The organism is Shinella sp. (genome assembly GCF_052438155.1).
Lineage (GTDB): Bacteria > Pseudomonadota > Alphaproteobacteria > Rhizobiales > Rhizobiaceae > Shinella.
In genome coordinates, this window is sequence record NZ_JBQVPI010000039.1 from 11,292 (window position 1) to 33,591 (window position 22,300).

Genomic DNA, 22,300 nt, shown 5'->3' on the forward strand with positions numbered 1-22,300 from the left:
CCACAGTTCATGGAGCGCCAGCCGGCGCCGTTTCCGCAGTGTAGATTGAGGCAGTGGGGGCTATAGCATCCAGTGTTTGTCGGATCATAAGCTGGCCTGCCGGGATGTGGCAGCGGACAAACCCACTGCCTGTGTTCTGCACCGGCGGTCGCGTTTCGGCGCAAATGCTGCCGACCTGGCGAGGACAGCGGCCGGCGAGCGGGCAGCCGATGCCGGGCATCGCCTTGGATGCGGGCATGGCCGGAGGGAGGGAGACGTAGTGGTCCTTGCTGAGGCCGGGGGCGGCCTCCAGCAGCATTTCGGTATAGGGATGAAGAGGCGCGTTAAGCAGTGTGCTCGTATCGGCCAGTTGCATGAGCTCGCCGCGAAAGAGCACCGCCACTCGGTCGGCGAGCTGTTGGACGACGGCGAGGTCGTGCGAGATGAAGAGCATTGCGACGGCGTGTTTTTCCTTCAGGGAGCGCAGCAGTTCGACGATTCTTGCCTGCACCGAGACGTCGAGTGCCGACAGAATTTCATCGCAAATCAGCAGTTTTGGATTGACCAGCAGCGCGCGGGCGATGGCGATGCGCTGACGTTCGCCGCCGGAAAGCTGCTCGGGGAACCGATCGAGATAGCCGGCGTGCAGGCCGACATTTTCCAGCACGGTCTCAAGGGCCTTTTCGTCGGCCTCGATGCCGAAATGGTCGAGCGGACGTGCGAGGATCGCCCGTATGCGGCGGCGCGGATTGAGCGAAGCATCGGGGTTCTGGAAGATGTACTGGATCTGCCGCAGCTGCTCGACCGAACGATTTTTCAGTTTTGGCGCAAGCAGGCCGCCATCGAGGCTGATCAGGCCCGCGCGTGGCGGCAGGCGACCACTGACCGCCCGCGCGATGGTTGATTTTCCGCTGCCGGATTCTCCGACGAGCGCGATCACTTCACCGGTACGCAGTTCGAGATCGATGTCGCGCACCACGGATGGGCTGGTTCGGCCGAGAAGCTTGTCGAAAAAGCCCGGCTTTCTATAGGAGAGTTCGAGATCGGCAACCGAGAGCAGGCGTTCCGGCTTTGCATCCGCCGTGGCGTCGAGCCTTGGCTTTGCCGCCGGCGCTTGCTGCGCAGCGGTCTCGCGCCATTTCATGCAGGCGACGGAGCGGGTGCCTGCGACCGGTTCGAGCATCTGCGGCGTGGTGCGGCAAGCGGTCGTCGCGAAGTCGCAGCGCGGCTCGAACTTGCAGCCGGTGGACATCTGGTCGCGGCGCAGCACGCCGCGCAGGCCGCGCGCCTGGCTGTTGGTCCCGTCCACGGTCGGGATCGAGGCGATGAGCCCGCGCGAATAAGGATGGGCCGGGCTTTTCAGCAATTGATCGCAGGGCGCGACCTCGACGAGCTGGCCGGCATACATGACGCTCACCCGGTCGGCGATCTGCGCGAGCAATGCCAGATCGTGTGTGACGTAGAGCATCGCCATGCCGATGCGGGTGCGAAGATCGCCGAGCAGTTGGATGATCTGGCGTTGCGTCGTGACGTCGAGGCCGGTCGTCGGCTCGTCCAGCACGAGCAGGTCGGGATTGCACGCCACCGCCATGGCGATCGCCACACGCTGCTGCTGGCCGCCCGACAGTTCGTGCGGATAGCGGTGGCCGACATCCGGCAGGCCGACCAGCGCAAAGAGCTCGACGATGCGGCTTTGCATGCTCATGCCCTGCGGCAATGCCTTGTGCGTCGCGATCATCTCGCGGATCTGCGATCCGACGCGCATGCCGGGGCTGAGCGACGTCGTCGGGTTCTGCGGCACGAGGGCGATGCGGCTGCCGCGCAGCTTCGTGAGCGCCTTGGTGTCGAGTTTCAGCAGGTCGATGCCGTCGAACAGCACCTCACCGGTCTGTACGAGACTGTTGACCGTGCCGTAGCCGAGCAGGCGATAGGCGACGGTGGACTTGCCGCAGCCCGATTCCCCGACGAGCCCGAAGGCCTCGCCCCGGGCGATATCGAAGGAAACGTCCTGGACGACATTGGTCCAGTTGGATTTTCCGCCATAGGCGATGTTGAGATTGCGAACTTCGATAAGGTTTTTCATTGTCACGCTCCTGCGACAGGCCGCTGGCCGAGCATGCGCGACAGGCCGTCGGTGAACAGGTTGAAGCCGATGACGAGGGAGGCGAGGCCGAGGCCGGGGCCGAACACCGTTACCGGCGAGGCAATCAGCAGATTGCGGTTCTCGCTGATCATCAGGCCCCATTCCGGCGTTGGCGGGCGAATGCCGAAGCCGAGGAAGCCGAGCGCCCCGATGAGGATCGGCGCATAGCTGAGACGCAGCGAGAACTCGACGAGCAACACGTTGGCGGCATTGGGAAGGATTTCGCGGAAGACGATGGACCAGGTGCCTTCGCCGCGCAGTTCCGCCACGGCGACATATTCGCGCGTGGCGATTTCCATGGCCGCAGCGCGTGCAATGCGGGCGATGCGCGGCGCATAGACGAGGCCGACGACGAAGACGATGAGCACGGGCGTGCCCGCAAGTGCGGGGCCGGCGGCGATGATCATCACCAAGGCCAGTGCCAGGAAGGGAATGCTGATCATCGCCTCGACGATGCGCTGGGTAATTTCATCGAACCAGCCGCCGATATAGCCCGACAGCAGGCCGAGCGTCGTGCCCGCGACCATGCCCAGCACCGTGCCGGCAAAGGCGAGCAGGAGCACGATATGCGCGCCGTGCATGAAGCGGCTGAAGACGTCGCGGCCGATCTGATCGAGACCCATCGGGTGTTGCCAGGACGCGCCGGACAGCGGCAGGCCGGCGCCCATTTCGGCAAAGCCATAGGGCGTCCAGACGGTGCCGATGATGGCGAAGAGCGCGTGGGCGGCGAGGATGATGGCGCCGGCCTTGAAGGGACCGGGCGTGGCGCGCCAGTAGGCGGCATTGAACCGGGGGAGACGCCGGGAAGGGGTGGACGTGATCATGGTCATCGGCTGGTCCTCAGGCGCGGTTGGAGCAGGACGGCGAGAACGTCCGCCACGAGGTTGGCGGCGACATAGACGGCGGCGCTGATCATCACGGTTGCCTTGATCAAGGGGATATCGCGCAGTTGCAGCGCATCGATCAGTAATGTGCCGAAGCCCGGATAGGAAAACACCCGTTCGACGATGACGACGCCGCCGATCAGGAAGCCGAGGTTGAGCGCCGTGACGTTGAGCGCCGGCACGATGGCGTTCGGCAGGGCATGGCGGAAGAGCACGGCGCGCGGGCGCAGGCCCTTGAGTTCGGCAAGGCGTACATAGTCCGAGCGCAGCACCTCGATCAGGCTGTCGCGCAACACGCGGATGGCATAGACCGCCATCATGATGGCGAGCGTCACGGCCGGCAGGACCATCGCGCGCAGCGTCTCCTGCCAGGTGCTGGCCTCAGAGATCGTTGCCAGCGCCGGCAGGATGGGCACCGCGACGGCGAACAGGAAGAGCAGCATCGTCGCGAGCAGGAAATCGGGCAGCGACAGCAGGACGAGGGTGATGACGGAGATGATGTTGTCGACCGCCTTGCCGCGGTTCGTGGCCTGGATGATCGCCGGAACGAGTGCAAGCACGAGATAGATCGCGAAGGCGAAGAGCGACAGGAGCAGGGTGTTGACGATGCGGGGGCCAAGAACGTCGGCGATCGGCCGACCGGTGGCAATCGATACGCCGAGATCACCGCGCAGGAAGTCGCCGAGCCACTGGAAATAACGCACGAGGGCGGGCTGATCGAGATGGAGCTGGCTGCGCAGTATCTCCAGCGCCTTGGCGGTGGCGTCGCGGCCGAGAATGCGGGTGGCGACGTCGCCCGGAAGCGCCTCGAGGATCAGGAAGATCAGGATCGAGACGAGAAACAGCGTCAGCGCCGAAAACAGGATCCGGCTGGCAAGCAGACGAAATACGCTCATGTCGCGTCCAATCCTACGGAAACGAGGGCGGCATCCGCCGTCACGGTATCGGGAATGAAGGCGGCATCGGTATCGAGGTCGCCTTCCCAGATGTAGAGAAGCACCAGCGGCCGCTCCGCCGAAAGCGTCGCATGGGGCAGCCACGATGGGTGATGGATGATTTCATCGATGCCGCGCCGGGTCCAGTCCGCCTCTCCGGCGCGCCAGAACGATGGGCCTGTGACGGTGTAGTAGAGTTCGTCGGCCGGGTGATGATGGAGTGGATAGTGGGTTTTCGGCCCCAGGAACATCAGGCCGAAGGCGATATCGCGGTCCTCGATCAGCGTCGGTGGCCCGCCATCCGGGCCGCAGATGACGCCATAGCCGTAATTCTCGCCGAAATCGCTGCTCGGCGGCTTGGCAAGGTAGCTCTTGCTGCGGGTGACGTGGATTGCCGGAAGGAGAGCCGCGAGCGCCTGGGCAAGCGGCGACTGCGCTGCCGCAAGCTCCGCCTCGCAGGCCGACTGGATCGGCACGCGGCCTGGCGCTACGTCCTTGACGGGCGGCAGGTGTTCCGCAAGGCGGCGAAGCCGCGCGGCATGCGTGCGCGAAACGGGTCGCGTATCACGCTCCAGTGCATCGGCGAAACAGGTGAGGAATGTCGTCAGGGTGGAGGTGGTCATGCAGCTATCCTCTTCCACGGGGCAGAGGCCCCGTGGATGCGGTTGTCTTGGGTCGGGTTTCTTGGGCGTGGGGGAGCGGGCGTTTACTCGCCGCAGCTCAGGTTCGCGTAGTCGATGCGGTTGACATCGACATTCGGCTGGTAGCCGGTGCAGCCCTTGCGCAGGCCGGCGACGACCGAGGTGAAGACCGGTATGATCATGCCGCCCTCGTCGGCGACGATGCGCTGGGCGTCGCGGTAGAGATCGTTGCGCTGCTTTTCATCCGCCGTCTGCCCGGCCTTGACGACAAGCGCGTCGAAATCGTCGCGTTTCCAGTGCGTCTCGTTCCATTCGGATTTGCTGTTGAGCGACAGCGTCAGGGCTTCTGCCGGCGGGCGGGCGCTGGTGTAGGAGATCACGGCCGGCTTCTTCAGCCAGATCGTGTCCCAGTAGCCTTCCGCCGGCGAGGTGATGACGTTGACACGGATGCCGGCGGGTGCGGCCATCTGGGCATAGACTTGGGCGAGCAGCATCATGCCGGGGTAGGAATCCGACGTGTAGAGGTCGAAATCGATACCATCTGCATGGCCGGCTTCGGCCAGCAGTGCCGCCGCCTTCTCGATGTCCGCCGTCTTGGCCGGCGTGCCAAGGCCGAGCGGCGAGGACAGTGGGATTGGCGTATCCCCGCCCACTTCGCCATAGCCGAGCAGCACGGTATCGACGATCTTCTGGCGGTCCATCACCAGCTTCATCGCCTCGCGGACCTTGACGTTGTCGAAGGGTGGCGTGTCCGTCCAGACAGCAAGGTAGAGCGACGTCGCGCCGGGCGTCGCGGCAAGTTCGACGGCGGGATTGTCCTTCAGCGTGATAAGGCTCGCCGGATCGACCGTCAGCGACAGGTCGACCGTGCCCGACAGCAGCGCGGAAAGGCGCGACGTCGGCTCCAGGCTGGTGGTGATCTCAAGGCATTCTGCCTTCGGCAGGCCGGTGCGCCAATAGTTTGCATTCCGCCGCAAGACGCGCACGGCACCGTTGATGGTGAAGGTTTCCTGCAGGAACGGGCCGGTGCCGTTGCCCTTGATGCGGAGATCCTCCGCCTTGGCGCCATCCGGAACCATCAGCGCATATTTCGTCGCGATCAGCATCGGCAGTTCGACGACGGGCTGCTTCACCTTGAAGCGCACCGTGTGGTCGTCAACGGCGGTGATGCCGTCGGCATCGAGGAAGGCGAGGGTGGAAAAACCACCGGGCGAGACCGCCGGATCGAGCAGGCGGCGATAGGAGTAGACCACATCCTTGGCGCCGAAATCCGAGCCGCCGTGGAATTTCACGCCTTTGCGGAGATGAAACGTCCATTCCGTCGCATCGGCATTGGCTTCCCAGGATTCGGCAAGCGCCGGCACCGGCTGCATCGTGTTGCTGCGATCGACGAGCGGTTCGTAGACCGCGCGGATATGGTAGACGCTGTCCGTGCCGATGAGCGCTGCCGGGTCCATCGTCTGCTTTTCGCCATCGGATTCGTAGCCGAGCACGCGCAAGCAAGCCTGCTGCGCGAAGGCGGCGGTGGCGGAAAGTGAACAGCCGGCCAGGGCCACGGCAAGCGCCGTGGTCTTCAGAAGATCTCGTTTCATGTCAGTTCCCCATTTTGGATTATGTCCGGAGTATGAAAACGGGGCTGGCGCCTTGCAAACGATTAGAAATCACGTCTACATGAGTAAAATTCATGTTGGTTCATAAGCATGGTCCGCCGCACTTTGCCTCCCCTGACGACGCTGCGGGCCTTCGAGGCGGCGGCGCGGCTTTTGAGCTTCAAGGCGGCGGCCGAAGAGCTTCGCGTCACGCAATCCGCCATCAGCCATCAGGTCGCCTCGCTGGAACGCAATCTCGGCACGCCGCTGTTCCTGCGGCTGCCCGGCCGCGTGGAACTGAGCGAGGAGGGGGCGGTCTACTTTCCCGTCGTGCAGGACGCGCTCGACCGGATCGCACTGACCACGGATCTTATCCGCCAGACACATACGCCGGCCTCGCTGACGGTGCAGGTCTATGTCACGGTCGCCGTGCGCTGGCTGATACCGCGGCTCCAGACCTTCAAGGAAGCGTTTCCCGAGGTCGCCGTGAACCTCGATGCGAGCCTTCTCGACTGGGAATTCAACCCGGATCGCTCCGATATCGGCTTCATCTACACGCGCACGCCAAACCGGCCGAACCTGACCTATACCCTGCTGCGCCGGGAACGGCTCGTCGGTGTCTGTTCACCAGCGATCGCCCGGGCCATCAAGGCGCCGGAGGATCTTCGGCATGTCTCCTTCCTGGCCGTCAGCGGAACCACCGAGGACGCTGCGACATGGGCCGCAAGCGTCGGCGCCACCGGTGTCTCGCAGAAATCCGCGCCGCTTTTCGACAGCAACCTGCTCGCCATCGAGGCGGCGATCAGCGGGCAGGGGATGGTGGTCGTGCCGCAGTTCCTGGTCGAGGCCGATATTGCTGCCGGCACGCTCGTTGCGCCGCTCGCCTCCGATATCATGCAGCCCGGTGGATGGTATCTCGTCCACCTGGAACGGCGGGGCAATGAAAAGGCGATGCGCAAATTCCTGCAATGGATCCAGGGCCAGGTTTGACTGAAGGCCGAACAGGGCGATTTCCGGGCAGGAAACGGCCCGCAACGGCCAGGTTCCAAGCCGAAAGTGTGTGGGCCAAAAGCATAGGAGTTGTGCCCGGTGGGAGTTGTCACGTTCCCGAGCGATGATCGATCTCTGCCGCAGCAGCCTGAGATCAGGCAACCACGCCGGTCACGGCTTTCCAATACGCCATTGCGCGGATGGGATGCATGTGGGTCGCGAGAGCGGAGCGTTTGTGATGGGGGGTGACGAAGAGGTTTCGGAGTGCTGAAAAGATCGAGATGAAACGATGCAGACTGCCGCTGACCGGAAACCCTGCATCGTACGCTCTCGTTTTCGCGGTGGCAGGTGAGAATTTTCCGCGCGATTGTTGAGACCTTTGTGGGACTGGTGCTCGGCAGCCGGCATGACGTCACGCCTGGTCGCGCCATACGAGCGAAGCTTGTCGGTGATGACCCGCTTCGGCGGCATGCCTGCTTTCTTCAGTAAACTGACGAGCAGTCGCCTTGCGGCCTTCGTATCGCGTCGGCTCTGAACAATCTCGTCGAGACCATAGCCGTCTTGATCAACGGCACGCCAAAGCCAGTGCTTTCGGCCCGCGATCGAAATCACCACCTCGTCCAGATGCCAGACGTCCGGGCGCGACGGCCGCCTGCGACGGAGTTGCTTTGCGGAGGCGGTCCGAATTTCCGAACCCGTCGCCGGATCGTTTCATACGAGACGGCAATTCCGCGCTCCAGCAGCATTTCCTCGACAAGGCGTAGGCTGAGCGGAAACCTGAAATACAGCCAGATCGCATTCGAGATTATCTGTCGCGGGAAACGGGGGCGCTTGTAGCTGATGGCAGAACTCTTCATGCCGCCATCTCCATGCCAAATTCGCTGACACCTCGTTTATGTGACAACGCCTCGTCCATGCCGTATGGCTTTACTTTCGGCTCCTTTGACAAGGCGATGAGTTCTTTATCGTGCGGCGCGGCGCCAGGGTATGCCGAGAACGCGCATGTGCCATCGCGAAAGCGGGAGCGATCGATGAAGCGGTTCCGATCGTCGGGACGCCTGCAACGCTTAGTCTCTGTCTTCGAAGCTTTCAGAAATCTCTTCGTCCCACCTCGCTCACAACGATCGGCATTCCAAATTTACCGGCATCGCCTCTACGCGAAAGCTGTGTGGAAAGCTGTGACGGGAACCATGGTCTGAAATCAATCGGCAAGGCGGAATTCCCTCGGCACGCTTGGGCGGAAGTCAAAGTGGCGTCGCCCGTACGACCATTGGCAATGGCATCCGACAGGTTTTTTGGTTGCGAGGATGCCGAGGGTGCTGCTTTAAAGCCAGACTGCGTGTGCGATGATCTGAGGTGGGATGCGATGAAACTGTAGCCGAGGGGCAAGCTGTTCATGCCGTGTGTCGATCCCGAGGGCTCCGCACGAGGATCTTGCCGTGGCATCATTCATGGCGCGCGGCGTAAGCGCCCCGGCGCAGGCCTTCCACCCAGTTGCGGCAAAGCTGGATGCCTTCGTCGGGTTTGAAGGCGGTGGGGTTCAAGCACCAGGCGAGCCAGAGTCCGTCCAGCAGCGCGGTAAACGCGATGGCCGTCAGCCTGATATCGCCGACCGAAAAGCCTTCCGCGTCCGCCAGGTCGCGGATCAGGCCTTCGACCGTGTTGACGTAGTCGGAATATTCGGCCTGCTGCGAGGTGCTCATGCGGGGCGAATGCAGGATCAGTCCCCAGAACACCACCCAGACGCCCAGTACGTCGCGGTCGAACAGGATCGGCGAGAAGGATGTTTCGATAAAGGCCTCGAGCCTCCCCCGCGGCGTCGGCTCGGCCTCGCCGACCGCCTTGAGGGTGGACTGAAGGAGCCCCTCCGACATGATGTCGAAGGCATAGGCGACCAGTTCGTTGATCTCGCCGAAGTGATGGGTGATCAGCCCTTGCGATACGCCTGCCTCGGCCGCGATCTGGCGCACCGAGACGCCCGCATTGCCGTGCTTGACAATGCAGCGCAGCGCCGCTTCGCCGAGTTGGCGGCGACGATCTTCCGGTGTTTCGCGCCGGAAGCGGGCCCGGCTTTTCGGTGTTTCGGTCTTGGCCAAGTCAGTGAGCCTTTTTCATCATCCCGATCATGCGCAACCGCGCCGCTCTTGCAAAGCCGCACCGCAGAAAAATTGCGGAAAGGTCGTCAATTTGCAGGCTGAATTGCATCTTAAATATATGAAATGAAATAGATTTCAAGTCTTGTTATACGATCTTATAATTTCTCTTGCGGAATTTTTTTTACCTGCCTATCCTTGCCCTCAATGACCCGCGCAAAACATGGCGGGCGGGGAACTGAGGACAAGAGCATGGCGCGGGATTCCCGATACGATGTGCTGTTCGAACCTGTGCGGATCGGTCCGGTTACGGCGCCGAACAGGTTCTACCAGGTGCCGCATGCCAGCGGCATGACCAACTCGCTGCCCAGGGTGCGCGCCGCCTTTCGCGAGACAAAGGCCGAGGGGGGCTGGGGCGTCATCTGCACCGGCGCCTGTTCCATCGACCAGACCTCCGACGATACGCCCCTGCCGATGGCGACGATGTGGGACCGGAACGACATCCGCGCCCATGCGCTGATGACCGAGGCGGTGCATCGCCACGGTTCGCTTGCCGGCGTGGAGCTGTGGCATGGCGGTGCCTCGGTGATGAACCGCGCCAGCCGCCTGCCGCCCCTGTCGCCCTCGGGCATTCCCTGGATGGCGACCCATATCGGCTTCATGGGCAATCTGCGCCCCAAGACCATGGACAGGTCCGATATCAAGGACGTGCTGCGCTGGCAGGCCGAAGGGGCGCGCAAGGCCCGCACCGCCGGCTTCGATATCATCTATGTCTATGCCGGCATGGGCTATCTCGGCTACGAGTTCCTGCTGCCGGAATACAACAAGCGCACCGACGAGTATGGCGGGTCGCTCGAAAACCGGGTTCGCTTCGTCAAGGAGATGCTGGACGTTACCCGCGACGCCGTCGGCAAGGATTGCGGTGTGGCGTTGCGCGTCAGTCTCGAGGAGCTTCGCGGCCGGCCCGGGACGCGCCAGCAATCCGAGGCGCATGAACTGATCGAACTGCTCTCCGATCACGCCGACCTGTTTGACGTGAAGATGGATTCGAGCCCGACTGACTGTTCCGCCTCCCGCTTCACCGGCGAGGGCAGCCACGAGCCGGTCATCGACTTCGTCAAGTCGATGACCGGCAAGCCGGTCGTCGGCGTCGGGCGGTTTACCTCGCCCGATACGATGGTCAGCCAGATCCGCCGCGGCGTGCTCGATTTCATCGGCGGCGCGCGGCCCTCGATCGCCGATCCATTCCTGCCCCGCAAGATCAGGGAAGGCCGCATCGAGGAAATCCGCGAATGCATCGGCTGCAACATCTGCATTTCGAGCTGGCATGACAGCGTGCCGGTCCGCTGCACGCAGAACCCGACGGCGGGCGAGGAGTGGCGGCGCGGCTGGCATCCGGAACGGGTCGAGCAGGCCGCAAGAGGCGAACGGATTCTCGTCGTCGGCGGCGGCCCGGCCGGTCTCGAATGTGCGCTGACATCGGCGCGTGCCGGCCATGAGGTGACGCTTGCCGATGCCGGCAAGGTCTGGGGTGGCCGGCTGGCCTTCGAAAAGACGCTGCCGGGCCTGGCTGCCTGGAACCGCGTCGTCGATTACCGTCTCGGCCGACTCAACGACATGACGAATGTGTCGATGTATCTCGAAAGCGCGCTCGGCGTCGATGAGATCATCGATCTCGCGCCCGATCATGTGGTGGTGGCGACCGGTGCCCGCTGGATGCGGATGCTCTATTCCTCGATGGAAATCCCGGTCGGCCAGATCGACCATCCAGAGGTCTACACACCTGACGATATCGCCGCCGGCCGCCTGCCGTCTGGCCCCACGCTGGTCTTCGATTTCGACAACTATTATTATGGCGGCGTGCTGACCGAGCATCTTGCCGCACAGGGTCTCGCCGTTTCCTACGTGACGCCGGCAGGCCAGGCCTCTGCCTGGACGATCATGACCAACGAGCTTCCGTTGGTGCACAAGGCGCTTTCCCGCCGTAACGTTCCGGTCACGACGCTGCAGATGCTGAAGGCTTTCGATGGGGAGACTGCAACGCTCGCCCATCTCTTCACCGGCGAAGAAACCCGGGTGCACTGTCGATCGATCCTGATCGTCGGTCTGCGCCTGCCACGCACGGAATTGCTGGACGCACTGGAGGCTCGACGCGTCGATCTCGAGACCGCCGGCATCAAGAGCGTCACGACCATCGGTGATGCGCTTGCGCCCGGCGCGATCACCCACGCCGTCCACAGTGGCCACAAGGCGGCCCGCGAACTGGGCATGGGCGGTACTCGCAGGCTCTATCTCCGCGATACCCCGATCACCGATTGCGAACCCGGCTTCGAACAAGCTGAAGCCGCCGAGTAGGAGAAAGCGTGAGCGAAGCCGCCGCCCTGTCCCGGTTCTCCATCGCATCGCCCCTTGCCGGCGGCGCGCTGCATGCCGTGGGCTCCGGGCTGTTCCACACGCTTCTGCCGCTTCGGCTGATTGCCGAAGGCTATGGGCCGGATGCGGTCGGTCTGGTGGTGGGGGCGGAAGGTGCAGGCTTCCTTGTCGGCTGTATCGGTTCGGTCCGGCTGATCCGCTCGGTCGGCGCGGTCCGTGCCTATGCCGCGCTTTCGGCCACGTCGGCCGTGCTCATCCTGTCGCTCAGCACCCAGCCGCACCTTGCCATCTTCATGGCGATCCAGGCCGTCGTCGGCTTTGCCAATGCCGGTCAGGCCGTGGTGATCGAGAGCTGGATGAACGCCATGATCTCCAACAAGAGCCGCGGCCGTATCCTGACGCTCTATGTGCTGCTGCTCGGCTTGTTCTACGGTCTTGGCCAGCTGCTTGCCACCGACATTGCCCCGACAGGCGACGCCATGCTGATGATATCGGCCGCCTGCTATGTCATCGCCCTGATCCCGGTCACCGCCATCTGGGTCGGCGAGCCGATGCTGCATGTACCGATCGGGCTGAAGCTCTTCCGCACGTTCCGCATTTCGCCGATCGGCGCATTCGCCTGCCTGATGACCGGCCTGATCTCATCGACCTTCGCCTCCATCGGCCCGCTCTATGGGCTGGAGCTGCAATTCTCGCAGCAGACGATCGTGCTGCTGATGGCGGCAACCCAGCTCGGGGCGCTCTTCCTGCAATTCCCGCTCGGTTATCTCTCCGACAGGCTCGACCGCCGCATGATGATGATGTGGCTGGCCGCGGTGCTCGCCGTGGTCTGCACCATCTTCCTGTTTCTCACGCCAACGACGCCGTTCTGGGTGTTTCTCATCCTGTTTTCGGTCTTTGGCGGCATTTCCGAGATCTTCTATCCGCTGGGCGTCGCGCATGCCAACGACCGCGCCGACCCCGGCGAATTCGTCACGCTTTCCTCGAACCTGCTGCTGATCTGGGCCTTTGGCGGCACGATCGGGCCGGCGATCGTCACGGCCGGTATGGCGCCGTTCGGATCGGCGATCTTCTTCTGGTACGCGATCGGCCTTTCCACGCTGTTTGCCGCCTATGCGCTCTGGCGCCGTTTCCACCAGCCGGCCGCCAAATCCCGCGAACAATTTGTCGCCTATCCCCAGACGTCGCCCGCCGTCTACGAATGGACGCCGCATGACGAGGCCGAGGGTGACGACGCCGGAAAGACCAGCCCATGACAAAAATCGTCGATACCTATCCGCGCAAGGTCCGAACGCTCGATCCGGTCTTCATCACCATGAAGGACGGCGTGCGGCTTGCCGCCACGATCTGGCTGCCGGAGGACGCCGACGAAAGGCCCGTTCCGGCGATCCTCGAACTCATTCCCTATCGCCGCCGCGACGGAACCGTCTTCCGCGACATGAAGATGCATCCCTATGTCGCCGGTCACGGCTTTGCCTGCTGCCGGGTGGATATTCGTGGTTCCGGCGATTCCGAGGGGGTGCTGACCGACGAATATACCGAGCAGGAACAGGACGACGCCTGCGAAATCATCGCTTGGCTGGCGAGCCGGTCCTGGTCGAACGGCGCGGTCGGCATGACCGGTATTTCCTGGGGCGGGTTCAACGCGTTGCAGGTCGCCGCTCGCCAGCCGCCCGCCCTGAAAGCGATCATCGCGCTCTGCTGTTCGGACGACCGCTACGCCGACGACGTCCACTATTACGGCGGCAGCCTGCTCACCGAGGATGCCATGTGGTCATCCTTCATTCTGGGCCTTGGTGCCCTGCCTCCCGATCCGCAGATCGTCGGCGAGCGCTGGCGGGCGATGTGGCAGGAGCGGCTGGAATCGACCAGTTGCTGGTCATCCGTATGGCTGCGCCACCAGCGGCGCGACGCCTATTGGAAACGCGGTTCCGTCTCGGAGGATTTTTCGAAGATCACCGTTCCCGTCTATGCGATCAGTGGCTGGGACGACACGTATTTCAACGCCGTTCCTAGGCTGATGGAAGGTCTTGGCGGACCGCGCAAGGGTCTGATCGGCCCCTGGACGCATGCCTATCCCTTTCTCGGCGACCCGGGTCCGGCGATCCATTATCTGAAGGAAGCGATCCGCTGGTGGCGGCATTGGCTGGAGGGCGTCGATACCGGCATCATGGACGAGCCAGCCTATACGACGCTGATCAAGGACCCGCACCGGCCGGCGCTTTTCTACCCGGAGCATCCCGGCCGCTGGGTGCAGGATCCGTCCTGGCCTTCGCCGAATGTCAGCCCGAAACATCTTTTCCTCAATGCCGGCAGGCTGGGGGAGGTTGCGGAACGAGGCGAGGCGATGCGGCTTTGCTCGCCGGTCACGGCCGGGCGCGATTGCGGCCGTTATGGCGGTTATGGTGGCGATGTGCCCGACATGGCGGGCGACCAGCGCCGCGAGGACGGGCTGGGGCTCGTCTTCGATACCGAAATGCTCACGAGGGATGTCGATCTGCTTGGTGCTCCGGTGGTGGAATTCACCCTGCGCTCCGATCTGCCGCTCGGCGCGCTGACGGCACGGCTTTGCGAAGTGCTGCCGGATGGCTCCTCGACGCTGGTCACCTGGGGCTCGCTGAATCTCGCCCATTGCGAGAGCAACGAGCATCCCGTGCCGATCAGGCCGGACGGGCCCGTCACCGCGCGGCTCCAGCTCAATCATTGCGGCCGGCGTTTCGGCACGGGAAACCGGCTGCGCCTTGTTCTGTCCAACCAGCATTGGCCGGTGCTCTGGCCGCAGCCGGGCATGCCGGTTTTCACCATCGAGCCCGGTGCCTGCCGGTTTGTTCTGCCGGTGCGCGCGCCGCAGCCGGGCGATGGCGCGCGGCTGTTCGACGAGGCCGAAATATCGCCGCCGGTGCCGATGGAGGTGCTGGAGGACGAGCAGCATTCCCGCATTCTGACCATCGATGCCGGCAAGCGTTCCGAAACGTTGACATTGTCCAGCAACCACGGCCGCCAGCGTCTGACCGATCGCGCCAATGAAACCTGGGCCTTGGTTGTCGACCGGATGTCGATCATCGAGGACGATCCGCTCTCGGCCCGGATCGATACGGGCTGGGTGCTCGGCTTCAAGAGTGCCGACGCCGACGCCCAGTCGATATCACGCGTGGTGGTCACGTCCAGCAAGACGCAGTTCCGGCTGGAATGGCGGCTGGAAGTGCGCGAGCGCGGCGAACTCATCTTCGAACGGGAGGGAGACGAATGGATCGATCGCGATCATTTGTAGCCGCGCCGCACGGACCGGAAACCGTGTTTGATCGCGGAGGTCTCCTCCCATGATCACGTTCCTCGTTCGCCGCACGGCGCTTGCCGTTGTCATCCTGCTGATCGTCGCGATCCTGCTGTTTTCGATGATGCACATGATCCCCGGCGATCCGACGGTGGTGGCGCTCGGGCCGCGTTCGACGCCGGAAATGCGGGAAGCGTTTCGCGAGATGATGGGCCTCGACAAGCCGATCCTTGACCAGCTCGGCATGTTCCTGATGCGGCTCGCCCGCGGCGATCTCGGCCTCGACGTCTGGAGCCGCCGGCCCGTCATTACCATGATCCTCGACGTGCTGCCCTATACGGTGACGCTGGCCGTTGCGAGCTTCCTCTGGGCCGTCGCGCTCGGCATCCTGCTTGGCTGCGTCGCCGTCGTTCATCATGGCAAATGGGGCGACTGGCTAATCGGCCTGGTCTCAATCTCCTTCGTGGCGGTGCCGTCCTTTGTTGTCGCTCTCTATTCGCTGCTGATTTTCGCAGTCTGGCTCAACTGGCTACCGGCAATCGGCGCCGGCGAGCCGGGCGACTTCGCCGCGCAGATCCGCTCGCTCATCCTGCCCTCGTTCGCCGTCGGTCTGGGCTGGGTCGGTTACGTCTCGCGATTGGTTCGTGCCGCGATGATCGAGGCCATGGGCGAAGACTATATCCGCACGCTGCGCTCCTATGGGGTCGCCGAAAGCCGGATCGTCTATCGCTACGCATTGAAGCAGGCCTTGCTCGCCATCCTCGCCGTCATCGCCATCGGCTTCGGCGGGTTGCTCACCGGCTCGGTGTTTGCCGAGATCGTCTTCTCCCGCCCTGGCCTCGGCAAGATGACCTACGATGCCGTGATGTCGCGCAACTATCCGGTGGTGATGGGCACGGTGCTGGTGACCTCCGGCCTCTACGTTACCTGCATGATCCTCGCCGATGCCGTCACCGCCTGGCTCGATCCCCGCATCAGGAGCACGCTCTGACATGGCGGTCACCCCGACCACAGCGATCAGTGACGCCACCATCCGCGAGCCGGGTGTGTTGAGGCGTGTGGGCCGGACGGCCGCGCATGTCGTGTCGACACCGCTCGGCGCCATCGGCTGCCTGCTGGTGGCGCTGATCATGCTCACCGCGCTGTTCGCACCCTATCTGGCGCCGTACAATCCGACGGCCATCAATGTCAAGCAGCGCCTCGCCGATCCGTCCTTCTCGCATCTTCTGGGCACCGACCAGCTTGGGCGCGACCTGTTTTCCCGCGTCATCTGGGGAACACGCACGGCAATGACGGTGGCGCTCAGCGCGCTGAGCATTGCGCTTGCCATCGCCCTGCCGCTCGGTCTGATCGCCGGCTACGGGCCGCGCTGGCTGGATGCACTGCTGATCCTGCTCTTCGACAGCCTCAGTTCGCTGCCGATGATCATGCTGGGGCTGGCTATCGTCGTGTTGCTCGGGCCCGGCGTTTCCACCGTCATTCTGGTGATCGTGCTTTACTCCGTGCCGTCCTATGCGCGGCTCGTGCGCACCCAGACGCTTAGCCTCAAGTCACGGGATTTCATCAAGGCGGAGCAGGTGATGAATGCCGGCACGCCGCGCATCCTCTTTGCTCACCTGCTGCCGAATGTCATCGGCCCGCTGCTCATTCTCGCCTGTCTCGATATCTCGACGGTCATCACGCTGGAAGCCGGGCTGTCCTTCCTCGGCCTCGGGGTCAAGCCGCAGATCCCCAGCTGGGGCAACATCCTCAGCGACGGGTTTGCCGTGATCCGCAACAGCGCCGTGCCCGTCATCGCCGGCGGCGCGCCACTGATCCTTGCCACGATCGGCTTTACCTTCTTTGGCGAGGCCTTGCGCGACGTGCTCGACCCGAAGCTCAATCCGGAGCGCAAGCCATGAGTGATCCGGTGCTGGCGATGCGCAATGTCTCGGTTGCCTATGGCGGCCTCATCAAGGCGGTCGCTGGCGTCGACCTCTCGGTCCGGCCGGGCGAGATCGTCGGCATCATCGGCGAAAGCGGCTCGGGCAAGTCGACGCTGGCCCATTCCGTCCTCGGTCTCCTGCCGAAGGCGGCCAGCATCGACGGTGACCGGTTTATGCTGGCCGGCAACGATATGCTTGCTATGGATCGAAACGGGCTCGCAGCGCTGCGCGGCCCCGCGGCGGCTATGATCTTCCAGAACCCGATGACCGCCTTCAGCCCGATCCACACGCTCGGCCGCCAGCTGATCGACCTGCTCTGGCGCGACCGCGACCAGACGGCCGCCCGCAAGCGCGAACGGATCGTGGCGGCCCTGCGCGATGTCGGCATACCCGATCCGGCGGGCAAGCTCGATGCCTATCCCTTCCAGCTGTCCGGCGGCATGTTGCAGCGCGTGGCGATTGCCGCCGCCCTGCTGATGAAGCCCGCGCTGCTGATTGCCGACGAGCCCACCACTGCCCTTGATGTGACGATGGAAACGCAGATCCTGCACCTCATGCGAACGCTGCGCGACAGTGCCGGCGTTGCCATCCTGATCATCTCCCACCATCTCGGCGTTATCGCCGAAATCTGCGACCGCGTTGCGGTGATGTATGCCGGGCGCATCGTCGAGGAAGGTCCGGTCGAGGCAATTTTTCGCGATCCGCGCCATCCTTACACAAAAGCCCTTCTGGCTTGCGAACTGGCGCTCATTCCACCAGGCGTTCGCCGCTTGCCGGTCATAGCAGGCGACGTGCCGCGACCCGGCGGCGCCGGCTGCGATTTTGCCGGGCGCTGCGGCCTGGTCGAGGACTGCTGCTTCAGCGTCTCGCCACCTTGGGCGATTGCGTCGTCCGATCCATCGCATCATTCCCGCTGCCACAGGAGCGCCTCATGAGCGAAGATCCGGCACTGATCGAGGCGCGCAGGCTTTCGGTGGCAGTGCCGGCGACGAGGCTGCCGTTCTCCAAGGCAGTGCCGCTTTCGATCCTCATCGACGTGTCGGTCGCGATCCGGCCCGGCGAGATTGTCTGCATGGTGGGCGAAAGCGGTTCGGGCAAGACGACATTCGGCCGGACGTTGCTTGGCCTGATCAAGCCTTCGGCTGGCAGTATCGTCTTCGATGGAACGGCACTGGCGGATTTCTCGAGCCGCAGCTTTCACGTCGTGCGGCGGCAGGCGTCGTTGCTGTTTCAGGATCCGCTGAGTTCCTTCAATCCCCGCCAGCGGATTGGTGCGATGATCGCCGAGCCCCGCCGCATCGCCCGCTCGGGCTCGACGCGGATGGACGATATCGCCGTGCTGGCCCGCCAGGCCGGGCTTTCGGAACGGTTCCTCAGCCGCTTTCCGCATGCGCTGAGCGGCGGGCAGGCGCGGCGTGCGGCGGTGGCCCGTGCTCTGTCGGTCGTGCCGAGGTTGATCGTCGCCGACGAGCCGACCGCCGGCCTCGATGTCTCCGTGCAGGGCGGGGTGCTCAATCTCTTTCTCGACATTCGCGAGCAACAGCGCACCGCATTCCTGCTGATCACCCACAATCTGTCGATCGCCCGCCACATCGCCGATCGCGTCGTCATTCTCTATCTCGGCCGTGTGGTGGAAAGCGGACCGGCGGCTGATATTTTCCGCGCGCCGCGCCATCCCTATACGCGGGCGCTTCTGGATTCCGAGCCGGTTCCGGATCCGACGAGGCGCCGCGGCGAACCGCCGGTTCTGGGCGAGGTGCCGAGCATCGCCGCACGCCCGGCCGGGTGCGAATTCCATGCCCGCTGCCGGTTTGCCCAGCCGCGCTGCCGAAGCGAAGCTCCCGTTCTCACTGGCACGGCCGGCGAGCGGCAGATCGCCTGCCACTTTCCATTGGCCGAACCGCAGATGGCCGCAACCCGCAAACTCCGCCTGATATCGACGTAGAACGAGCAAAGACGATCCAACCAAAAAACCAGAGGGAAAATCATCATGAACGCGATTTCGATCAACAGACGACATTTTCTCACGGGTGTGGCTGCCGGGGCTGCGGCACTCGCCCTGCGTCCGGGACTGTCCTATGCCGTGGAGGGCGACACGCTGATCGTGCGCGGCGCGTCCGATATCGAAGTGCTCGATCCCGCGTTCCAGAACGGCCTGCTCGAGGAAGAGATCGGCCGCTGCCTGTTCGTCTCGCTCAACCGTCTGAACGATGTGCGCGATGGCGTCGACTGGACGCCGCATGCGGCAAGCGAACTCAGGCAGAAGTCGCCGACCGAGATCGAATTCAAGTTGCACGATTGGCTGACCTGGACCGGCGACTTCGGGCCGGTCACCGCCGAGGATGTGAAATACTCCTTCGAGCGGGTCGCCGATCCCAAGAATGCGTCGGCCTGGGCCTATGGGTTCGACGCCATGAAGGAGGTCGAGGTTACCGGCGAACGGACCGGCATTATCCATCTCAAGGCGCCGTCGGCACCATTCTGGGTGACGACACTGCCCTATTACATGGGGCACATCGTCTGCAAAAAGGCGGTGGAAGCTGTGGGCGGCAGGTTCACCACCGAGGTCCCGGCCAGCGCCGGCCCCTACGTCATCGAGAAATGGGTGCCGCAACAAAGCCTGACACTCGCGCTGAACCCGACCTGGAAAGGCGCGGCACCGGCGTTTGCCAAAGTGCGGTTCCAGATCGTCACGGACGATGACGCGGCCGCGCTTGCCTACGAATCCAGGGCGATCGACTACGCGAAGATCAGCCTCAACACGCTGGCCACCTACAAGACCAAGCTGCCGGAAAACACGTCGTTGATCCAGATGGACGGTACCCGTCTCTCTTGGCTGGCAATCAATGTCAAAAATCCGAAATTCGCCGACGAAAAAGTCCGGCGCGCCATCCAGTATGCGCTCGATGTCAGCCAGATCATGGAGGGTTCCTATTCCGGCCTTGCCGCGCCCGCCACCGGCGTCGTGCCGCCGGCGCTGGTCGGCCACCGCGATGCGATCCTCTACCCCGCCGATGCTGCCAAGGCGCAGGCGTTGCTCGAGGAAGCCGGCATTTCCGACCTGACCGTCGAACTCGCCGCGCAGAACGACAAGACCAGCCAGCTGACGTGCCAGATCATCCAGGCGCTGCTCGGCGCGGTCGGGATCACGGTCGATATCAAGAACCATGACGATGCCGTCTACTGGACGCTTGGCGACAAGAATTCCGGCGAGACCTGGAGGACGCTGGAACTGGTGCTGATGAACTTCGCCGGCGGCGTCGATCCGTCGGAAAACCTTACCTGGTTTCGCCCCGCGCAGGTCGGTGTCTACAACTGGGCGCAGTTCGATAGTCCCGAATTCGAAAAGCTCTTTCAGGACGGCATGGCCGAGACCGACCAGGAAAAACGCGGCGCCATCTACCGCAAGATGCAGGACCTGATGGAAGAATCCGGTGCCTTCGTCTTCCTGACCCACGAGACCTTCGCCGCCGTCGTGCGCGATGGATTGAAGCCCTGCATCATGGCGGATGGGTATCTCGACATCCCCCGCTTTGCAAAAACCTAGGCAACAGTCCTCCCGGTCCTGCCTAGCAGGGAGGGCCGGGAGGGGACTTCCTCCGCAATTGTCGCTTGGCAGCAGATCAGGATCACGGAGATTTATCATGGCTCGAAGCTCGACTAGCAGACGCGAACGGCGTCTTGCGGAAGGCGGCACTGTCCGGCAGATGCGCTTCGGCAAGGTGGTCAACCGCTACCCGCCGATCCAGGTGATGAGCACGGACGAAATCGAGTCCATTCACCGCGCCTCCATGAGGCTCCTGCGCGATACCGGCATGGAAATCATGCACGAGGAGAGCCGGAAATTGCTCCGGCAGGCCGGCGCGGATGTCGATGAAGCGCCCCAGCGGGTGCGTTTCGACCCGGCCTTCATCGAAGAAAAGATCCGAACCGCGCCCTCGAGCTTCACCCTTCAGGCGCGCAATCCGGCAAGGAACCTTGTTGTCGGCGATGGCAGTTTGATTTTCGCGGCGACCGGCGGCCCCGCCTTCGTCAGCGATCTTGATCGGGGACGGCGGGCCGGAAACTACGCCGACATGTGCGACTATATCCGCGTCGTGCAGAGCCTCAACATCATCCATCAGGAAGGCGGCTGCCCCTGCGAGCCGACCGACCTGCCGCCCGATAGTCGCCATCTCGATTTCTATCATGCCGCCATTCGCCTGACCGACAAGAACTGGCAATGCTGGGCGCTCGGCGGGTACCGCGTCGAGGATGCCATCGACATGTTGTCGATCACGCTTCAGCAATCGCGCGAGCAATTGAAGAACAATCCCGCGACGCTGACCATCATCAATTCAAACTCGCCATTGAGGCTCGATATCCCGATGGGGGAGGGTCTCTGCGCCATGTCGCGCGCCGGTCAGCCGATCGCGCTCACGCCGTTCACGCTGTCGGGGGCCATGAGCCCCGTGACGATCGCCGGCGCCCTGACCCAGCAGAATGCCGAGGCACTGGCACTGATTGCGCTGGCCCAGATCGTCAATCCGGGCGCGCCCGTCCTCTATGGCGGCTTCACGTCGAATGTCGATATGCGCACCGGCTCGCCTGCTTTCGGCACGCCGGAATATGCCAAGGCGCAGATCGCCTCGGGCCAGCTTGCAAGGCGCTACGGTGTGCCGTTCCGCTCGTCCAACGTGACGGCCTCCAACGCGGTGGATGTCCAGGCCGCGTATGAAAGCGGCATGTCGCTCTGGGGCACGGTCATGGGCGGTGTCCACCTCGTCGAGCATGCGGCCGGCTGGCTGGAAGGCGGGCTGACGGCATCATTCGAAAAACTCATCCTCGATGCCGAGATGCTGCAGATGATGCGCAGTTTCCTCGATCCGATCGTGGTGGATGACGCCAGCATGGCGGTCGACACGATCGGCGAGGTCGGCCCCGGCGGCCATTTTTTCGGCACGAACCACACGCTGGAGCGCTTCGAAAACGCTTTCTACGAACCGATGCTGTCTGACTGGCGGAATTTCGAGAACTGGCAAGAAGGCGGGAGCAGGACGGGCACCGAACGTGCAAACGGGATCTGGAAGGAATTGTTGCGCACCTACGAGCAGCCCCCGCTCGACCCCGCCATCGACGAAGAACTCGAGGCCTTCGTCGCGCGGCGTAAAGACGAGATTGGGCGCCTGCAATTCTAGCCCGATAGGATGTTTCCCCGGCTTTGCCGAGGAAACTGTCAGGCTCCAGCCTGATCAATGTCCACCTCGAGGGATGCACTCCGCATGCGGCAGACGCTGCTGAAAACCATCGTTGCCATCGAGACCCGTCAGCGTGTCACGAACTCCGCTCGAAGCCAGGAAAGAAAGGCTAATCTCCTCGCGTCGCCTTCAAACGGAAGGCGACTCATTAGGATGTATCGATTGTCCGTCGTCAAATGAACTGAGATTTTTTTGGCCTTGGAAGAGTGGATTTTGCGGCTCGGTCGCGGGTTGATT

At 63.5% G+C, this 22,300-nt stretch carries 16 protein-coding genes and 2 pseudogenes; 11 read left to right on the forward strand and 7 right to left on the reverse strand.

The window, feature by feature from the left end; all coding sequences use genetic code 11:
* Positions 1-7: 7 nt before the first annotated feature.
* The 5 genes from ACT6VE_RS31475 to ACT6VE_RS31495 form a co-directional block, all read right to left on the reverse strand.
* The gene (locus tag ACT6VE_RS31475; RefSeq protein WP_444802181.1) at positions 8-2,062 is read right to left on the reverse strand and encodes a dipeptide ABC transporter ATP-binding protein; all 2,055 of its coding nucleotides are present in this window, start codon (positions 2,060-2,062) and stop codon (positions 8-10) included.
* A 2-nt stretch (positions 2,063-2,064) separates the two neighbouring features.
* A complete protein-coding gene (locus ACT6VE_RS31480) occupies positions 2,065-2,952 on the reverse strand; it encodes an ABC transporter permease (protein WP_444802182.1) in 888 nt (295 codons plus the stop codon).
* On the reverse strand, positions 2,949-3,902 hold the full coding sequence (locus ACT6VE_RS31485) for an ABC transporter permease (protein WP_444802183.1): 954 nt from the start codon (positions 3,900-3,902) through the stop codon (positions 2,949-2,951). Before ACT6VE_RS31485 ends, ACT6VE_RS31480 begins: the two co-directional genes overlap by 4 nt.
* Positions 3,899-4,564 carry a dimethylsulfonioproprionate lyase family protein gene (locus ACT6VE_RS31490; protein ID WP_444802184.1) on the reverse strand — a complete coding sequence of 222 codons (666 nt, stop codon included), beginning with the start codon at positions 4,562-4,564 and terminating at the stop codon, positions 3,899-3,901. Before ACT6VE_RS31490 ends, ACT6VE_RS31485 begins: the two co-directional genes overlap by 4 nt.
* An 83-nt stretch (positions 4,565-4,647) precedes the next feature.
* Complete coding sequence (locus ACT6VE_RS31495; protein ID WP_444802185.1) at positions 4,648-6,174, reverse strand: ABC transporter substrate-binding protein; 1,527 nt, start codon at positions 6,172-6,174, stop codon at positions 4,648-4,650.
* Positions 6,175-6,282: 108 nt separating this feature from the next.
* Here ACT6VE_RS31495 and ACT6VE_RS31500 point away from each other — a divergent pair, with 108 nt between their 5' ends.
* Complete coding sequence (locus ACT6VE_RS31500) at positions 6,283-7,161, forward strand: LysR substrate-binding domain-containing protein (protein ID WP_444802186.1); 879 nt, start codon at positions 6,283-6,285, stop codon at positions 7,159-7,161.
* Between the two features lie 154 nt (positions 7,162-7,315).
* Here ACT6VE_RS31500 and ACT6VE_RS31505 read toward each other — a convergent pair.
* Positions 7,316-8,018: pseudogene (locus tag ACT6VE_RS31505) on the reverse strand (IS6 family transposase).
* A 132-nt stretch (positions 8,019-8,150) separates the two neighbouring features.
* Between ACT6VE_RS31505 and ACT6VE_RS31510 the strand changes: the two are divergent.
* Positions 8,151-8,360, forward strand: a pseudogene (locus ACT6VE_RS31510) (IS6 family transposase); the annotation flags it as partial.
* A gap of 246 nt (positions 8,361-8,606) precedes the next feature.
* Here ACT6VE_RS31510 and ACT6VE_RS31515 read toward each other — a convergent pair.
* Complete coding sequence (locus tag ACT6VE_RS31515; protein ID WP_444802187.1) at positions 8,607-9,257, reverse strand: TetR/AcrR family transcriptional regulator; 651 nt, start codon at positions 9,255-9,257, stop codon at positions 8,607-8,609.
* A 249-nt stretch (positions 9,258-9,506) separates the two neighbouring features.
* On the opposite strand from ACT6VE_RS31515, the gene ACT6VE_RS31520 reads away from it, so the two are divergent.
* From ACT6VE_RS31520 to ACT6VE_RS31560, 9 genes are all read left to right on the forward strand, one after another.
* Positions 9,507-11,609, forward strand: a complete 2,103-nt coding sequence (locus tag ACT6VE_RS31520; RefSeq protein ID WP_444802188.1) for an oxidoreductase — start codon at positions 9,507-9,509, stop codon at positions 11,607-11,609.
* A gap of 8 nt (positions 11,610-11,617) precedes the next feature.
* Positions 11,618-12,883: an MFS transporter gene (locus ACT6VE_RS31525; RefSeq protein WP_444802189.1), complete on the forward strand. Its 1,266-nt coding sequence runs from the start codon at positions 11,618-11,620 to the stop codon at positions 12,881-12,883.
* Positions 12,880-14,898, forward strand: a complete 2,019-nt coding sequence (locus ACT6VE_RS31530) for a CocE/NonD family hydrolase (RefSeq protein ID WP_444802190.1) — start codon at positions 12,880-12,882, stop codon at positions 14,896-14,898. Before ACT6VE_RS31525 ends, ACT6VE_RS31530 begins: the two co-directional genes overlap by 4 nt.
* A gap of 49 nt (positions 14,899-14,947) precedes the next feature.
* Complete coding sequence (locus ACT6VE_RS31535; protein ID WP_444802191.1) at positions 14,948-15,892, forward strand: ABC transporter permease; 945 nt, start codon at positions 14,948-14,950, stop codon at positions 15,890-15,892.
* A 1-nt stretch (position 15,893) separates the two neighbouring features.
* Complete coding sequence (locus tag ACT6VE_RS31540) at positions 15,894-16,802, forward strand: ABC transporter permease (RefSeq protein ID WP_444802192.1); 909 nt, start codon at positions 15,894-15,896, stop codon at positions 16,800-16,802.
* On the forward strand, positions 16,799-17,761 hold the full coding sequence (locus tag ACT6VE_RS31545) for an ABC transporter ATP-binding protein (protein ID WP_444802193.1): 963 nt from the start codon (positions 16,799-16,801) through the stop codon (positions 17,759-17,761). The genes ACT6VE_RS31540 and ACT6VE_RS31545 overlap by 4 nt, the downstream gene beginning before the upstream one ends.
* Positions 17,758-18,771, forward strand: coding sequence for an oligopeptide/dipeptide ABC transporter ATP-binding protein (locus ACT6VE_RS31550; RefSeq protein WP_444802194.1), 1,014 nt, complete (start codon positions 17,758-17,760; stop codon positions 18,769-18,771). Before ACT6VE_RS31545 ends, ACT6VE_RS31550 begins: the two co-directional genes overlap by 4 nt.
* A gap of 45 nt (positions 18,772-18,816) precedes the next feature.
* Complete coding sequence (locus ACT6VE_RS31555) at positions 18,817-20,373, forward strand: ABC transporter substrate-binding protein (RefSeq protein WP_444802195.1); 1,557 nt, start codon at positions 18,817-18,819, stop codon at positions 20,371-20,373.
* Positions 20,374-20,470: 97 nt separating this feature from the next.
* Positions 20,471-22,003 (forward strand): trimethylamine methyltransferase family protein, encoded by a 1,533-nt coding sequence (locus ACT6VE_RS31560; RefSeq protein WP_444802196.1) that lies wholly within the window; start codon positions 20,471-20,473, stop codon positions 22,001-22,003.
* The last annotated feature ends 297 nt before the right edge of the window (positions 22,004-22,300 follow it).

Excerpts from the sequence above, each read along its gene's own strand:
- ACT6VE_RS31475 (WP_444802181.1), bottom strand. The coding sequence starts at position 2,062 with ATGAAAAACCTTATCGAAGTTCGCAATCTCAACATCGCCTATGGCGGA.
- ACT6VE_RS31480 (WP_444802182.1), bottom strand. The coding sequence starts at position 2,952 with ATGACCATGATCACGTCCACCCCTTCCCGGCGTCTCCCCCGGTTCAAT.
- ACT6VE_RS31485 (WP_444802183.1), bottom strand. The coding sequence starts at position 3,902 with ATGAGCGTATTTCGTCTGCTTGCCAGCCGGATCCTGTTTTCGGCGCTG.
- ACT6VE_RS31490 (WP_444802184.1), bottom strand. The coding sequence starts at position 4,564 with ATGACCACCTCCACCCTGACGACATTCCTCACCTGTTTCGCCGATGCA.
- ACT6VE_RS31495 (WP_444802185.1), bottom strand. The coding sequence starts at position 6,174 with ATGAAACGAGATCTTCTGAAGACCACGGCGCTTGCCGTGGCCCTGGCC.
- ACT6VE_RS31500 (WP_444802186.1), top strand. The coding sequence starts at position 6,283 with ATGGTCCGCCGCACTTTGCCTCCCCTGACGACGCTGCGGGCCTTCGAG.
- ACT6VE_RS31520 (WP_444802188.1), top strand. The coding sequence starts at position 9,507 with ATGGCGCGGGATTCCCGATACGATGTGCTGTTCGAACCTGTGCGGATC.
- ACT6VE_RS31530 (WP_444802190.1), top strand. The coding sequence starts at position 12,880 with ATGACAAAAATCGTCGATACCTATCCGCGCAAGGTCCGAACGCTCGAT.
- ACT6VE_RS31535 (WP_444802191.1), top strand. The coding sequence starts at position 14,948 with ATGATCACGTTCCTCGTTCGCCGCACGGCGCTTGCCGTTGTCATCCTG.
- ACT6VE_RS31540 (WP_444802192.1), top strand. The coding sequence starts at position 15,894 with ATGGCGGTCACCCCGACCACAGCGATCAGTGACGCCACCATCCGCGAG.
- ACT6VE_RS31545 (WP_444802193.1), top strand. The coding sequence starts at position 16,799 with ATGAGTGATCCGGTGCTGGCGATGCGCAATGTCTCGGTTGCCTATGGC.
- ACT6VE_RS31550 (WP_444802194.1), top strand. The coding sequence starts at position 17,758 with ATGAGCGAAGATCCGGCACTGATCGAGGCGCGCAGGCTTTCGGTGGCA.
- ACT6VE_RS31555 (WP_444802195.1), top strand. The coding sequence starts at position 18,817 with ATGAACGCGATTTCGATCAACAGACGACATTTTCTCACGGGTGTGGCT.
- ACT6VE_RS31560 (WP_444802196.1), top strand. The coding sequence starts at position 20,471 with ATGGCTCGAAGCTCGACTAGCAGACGCGAACGGCGTCTTGCGGAAGGC.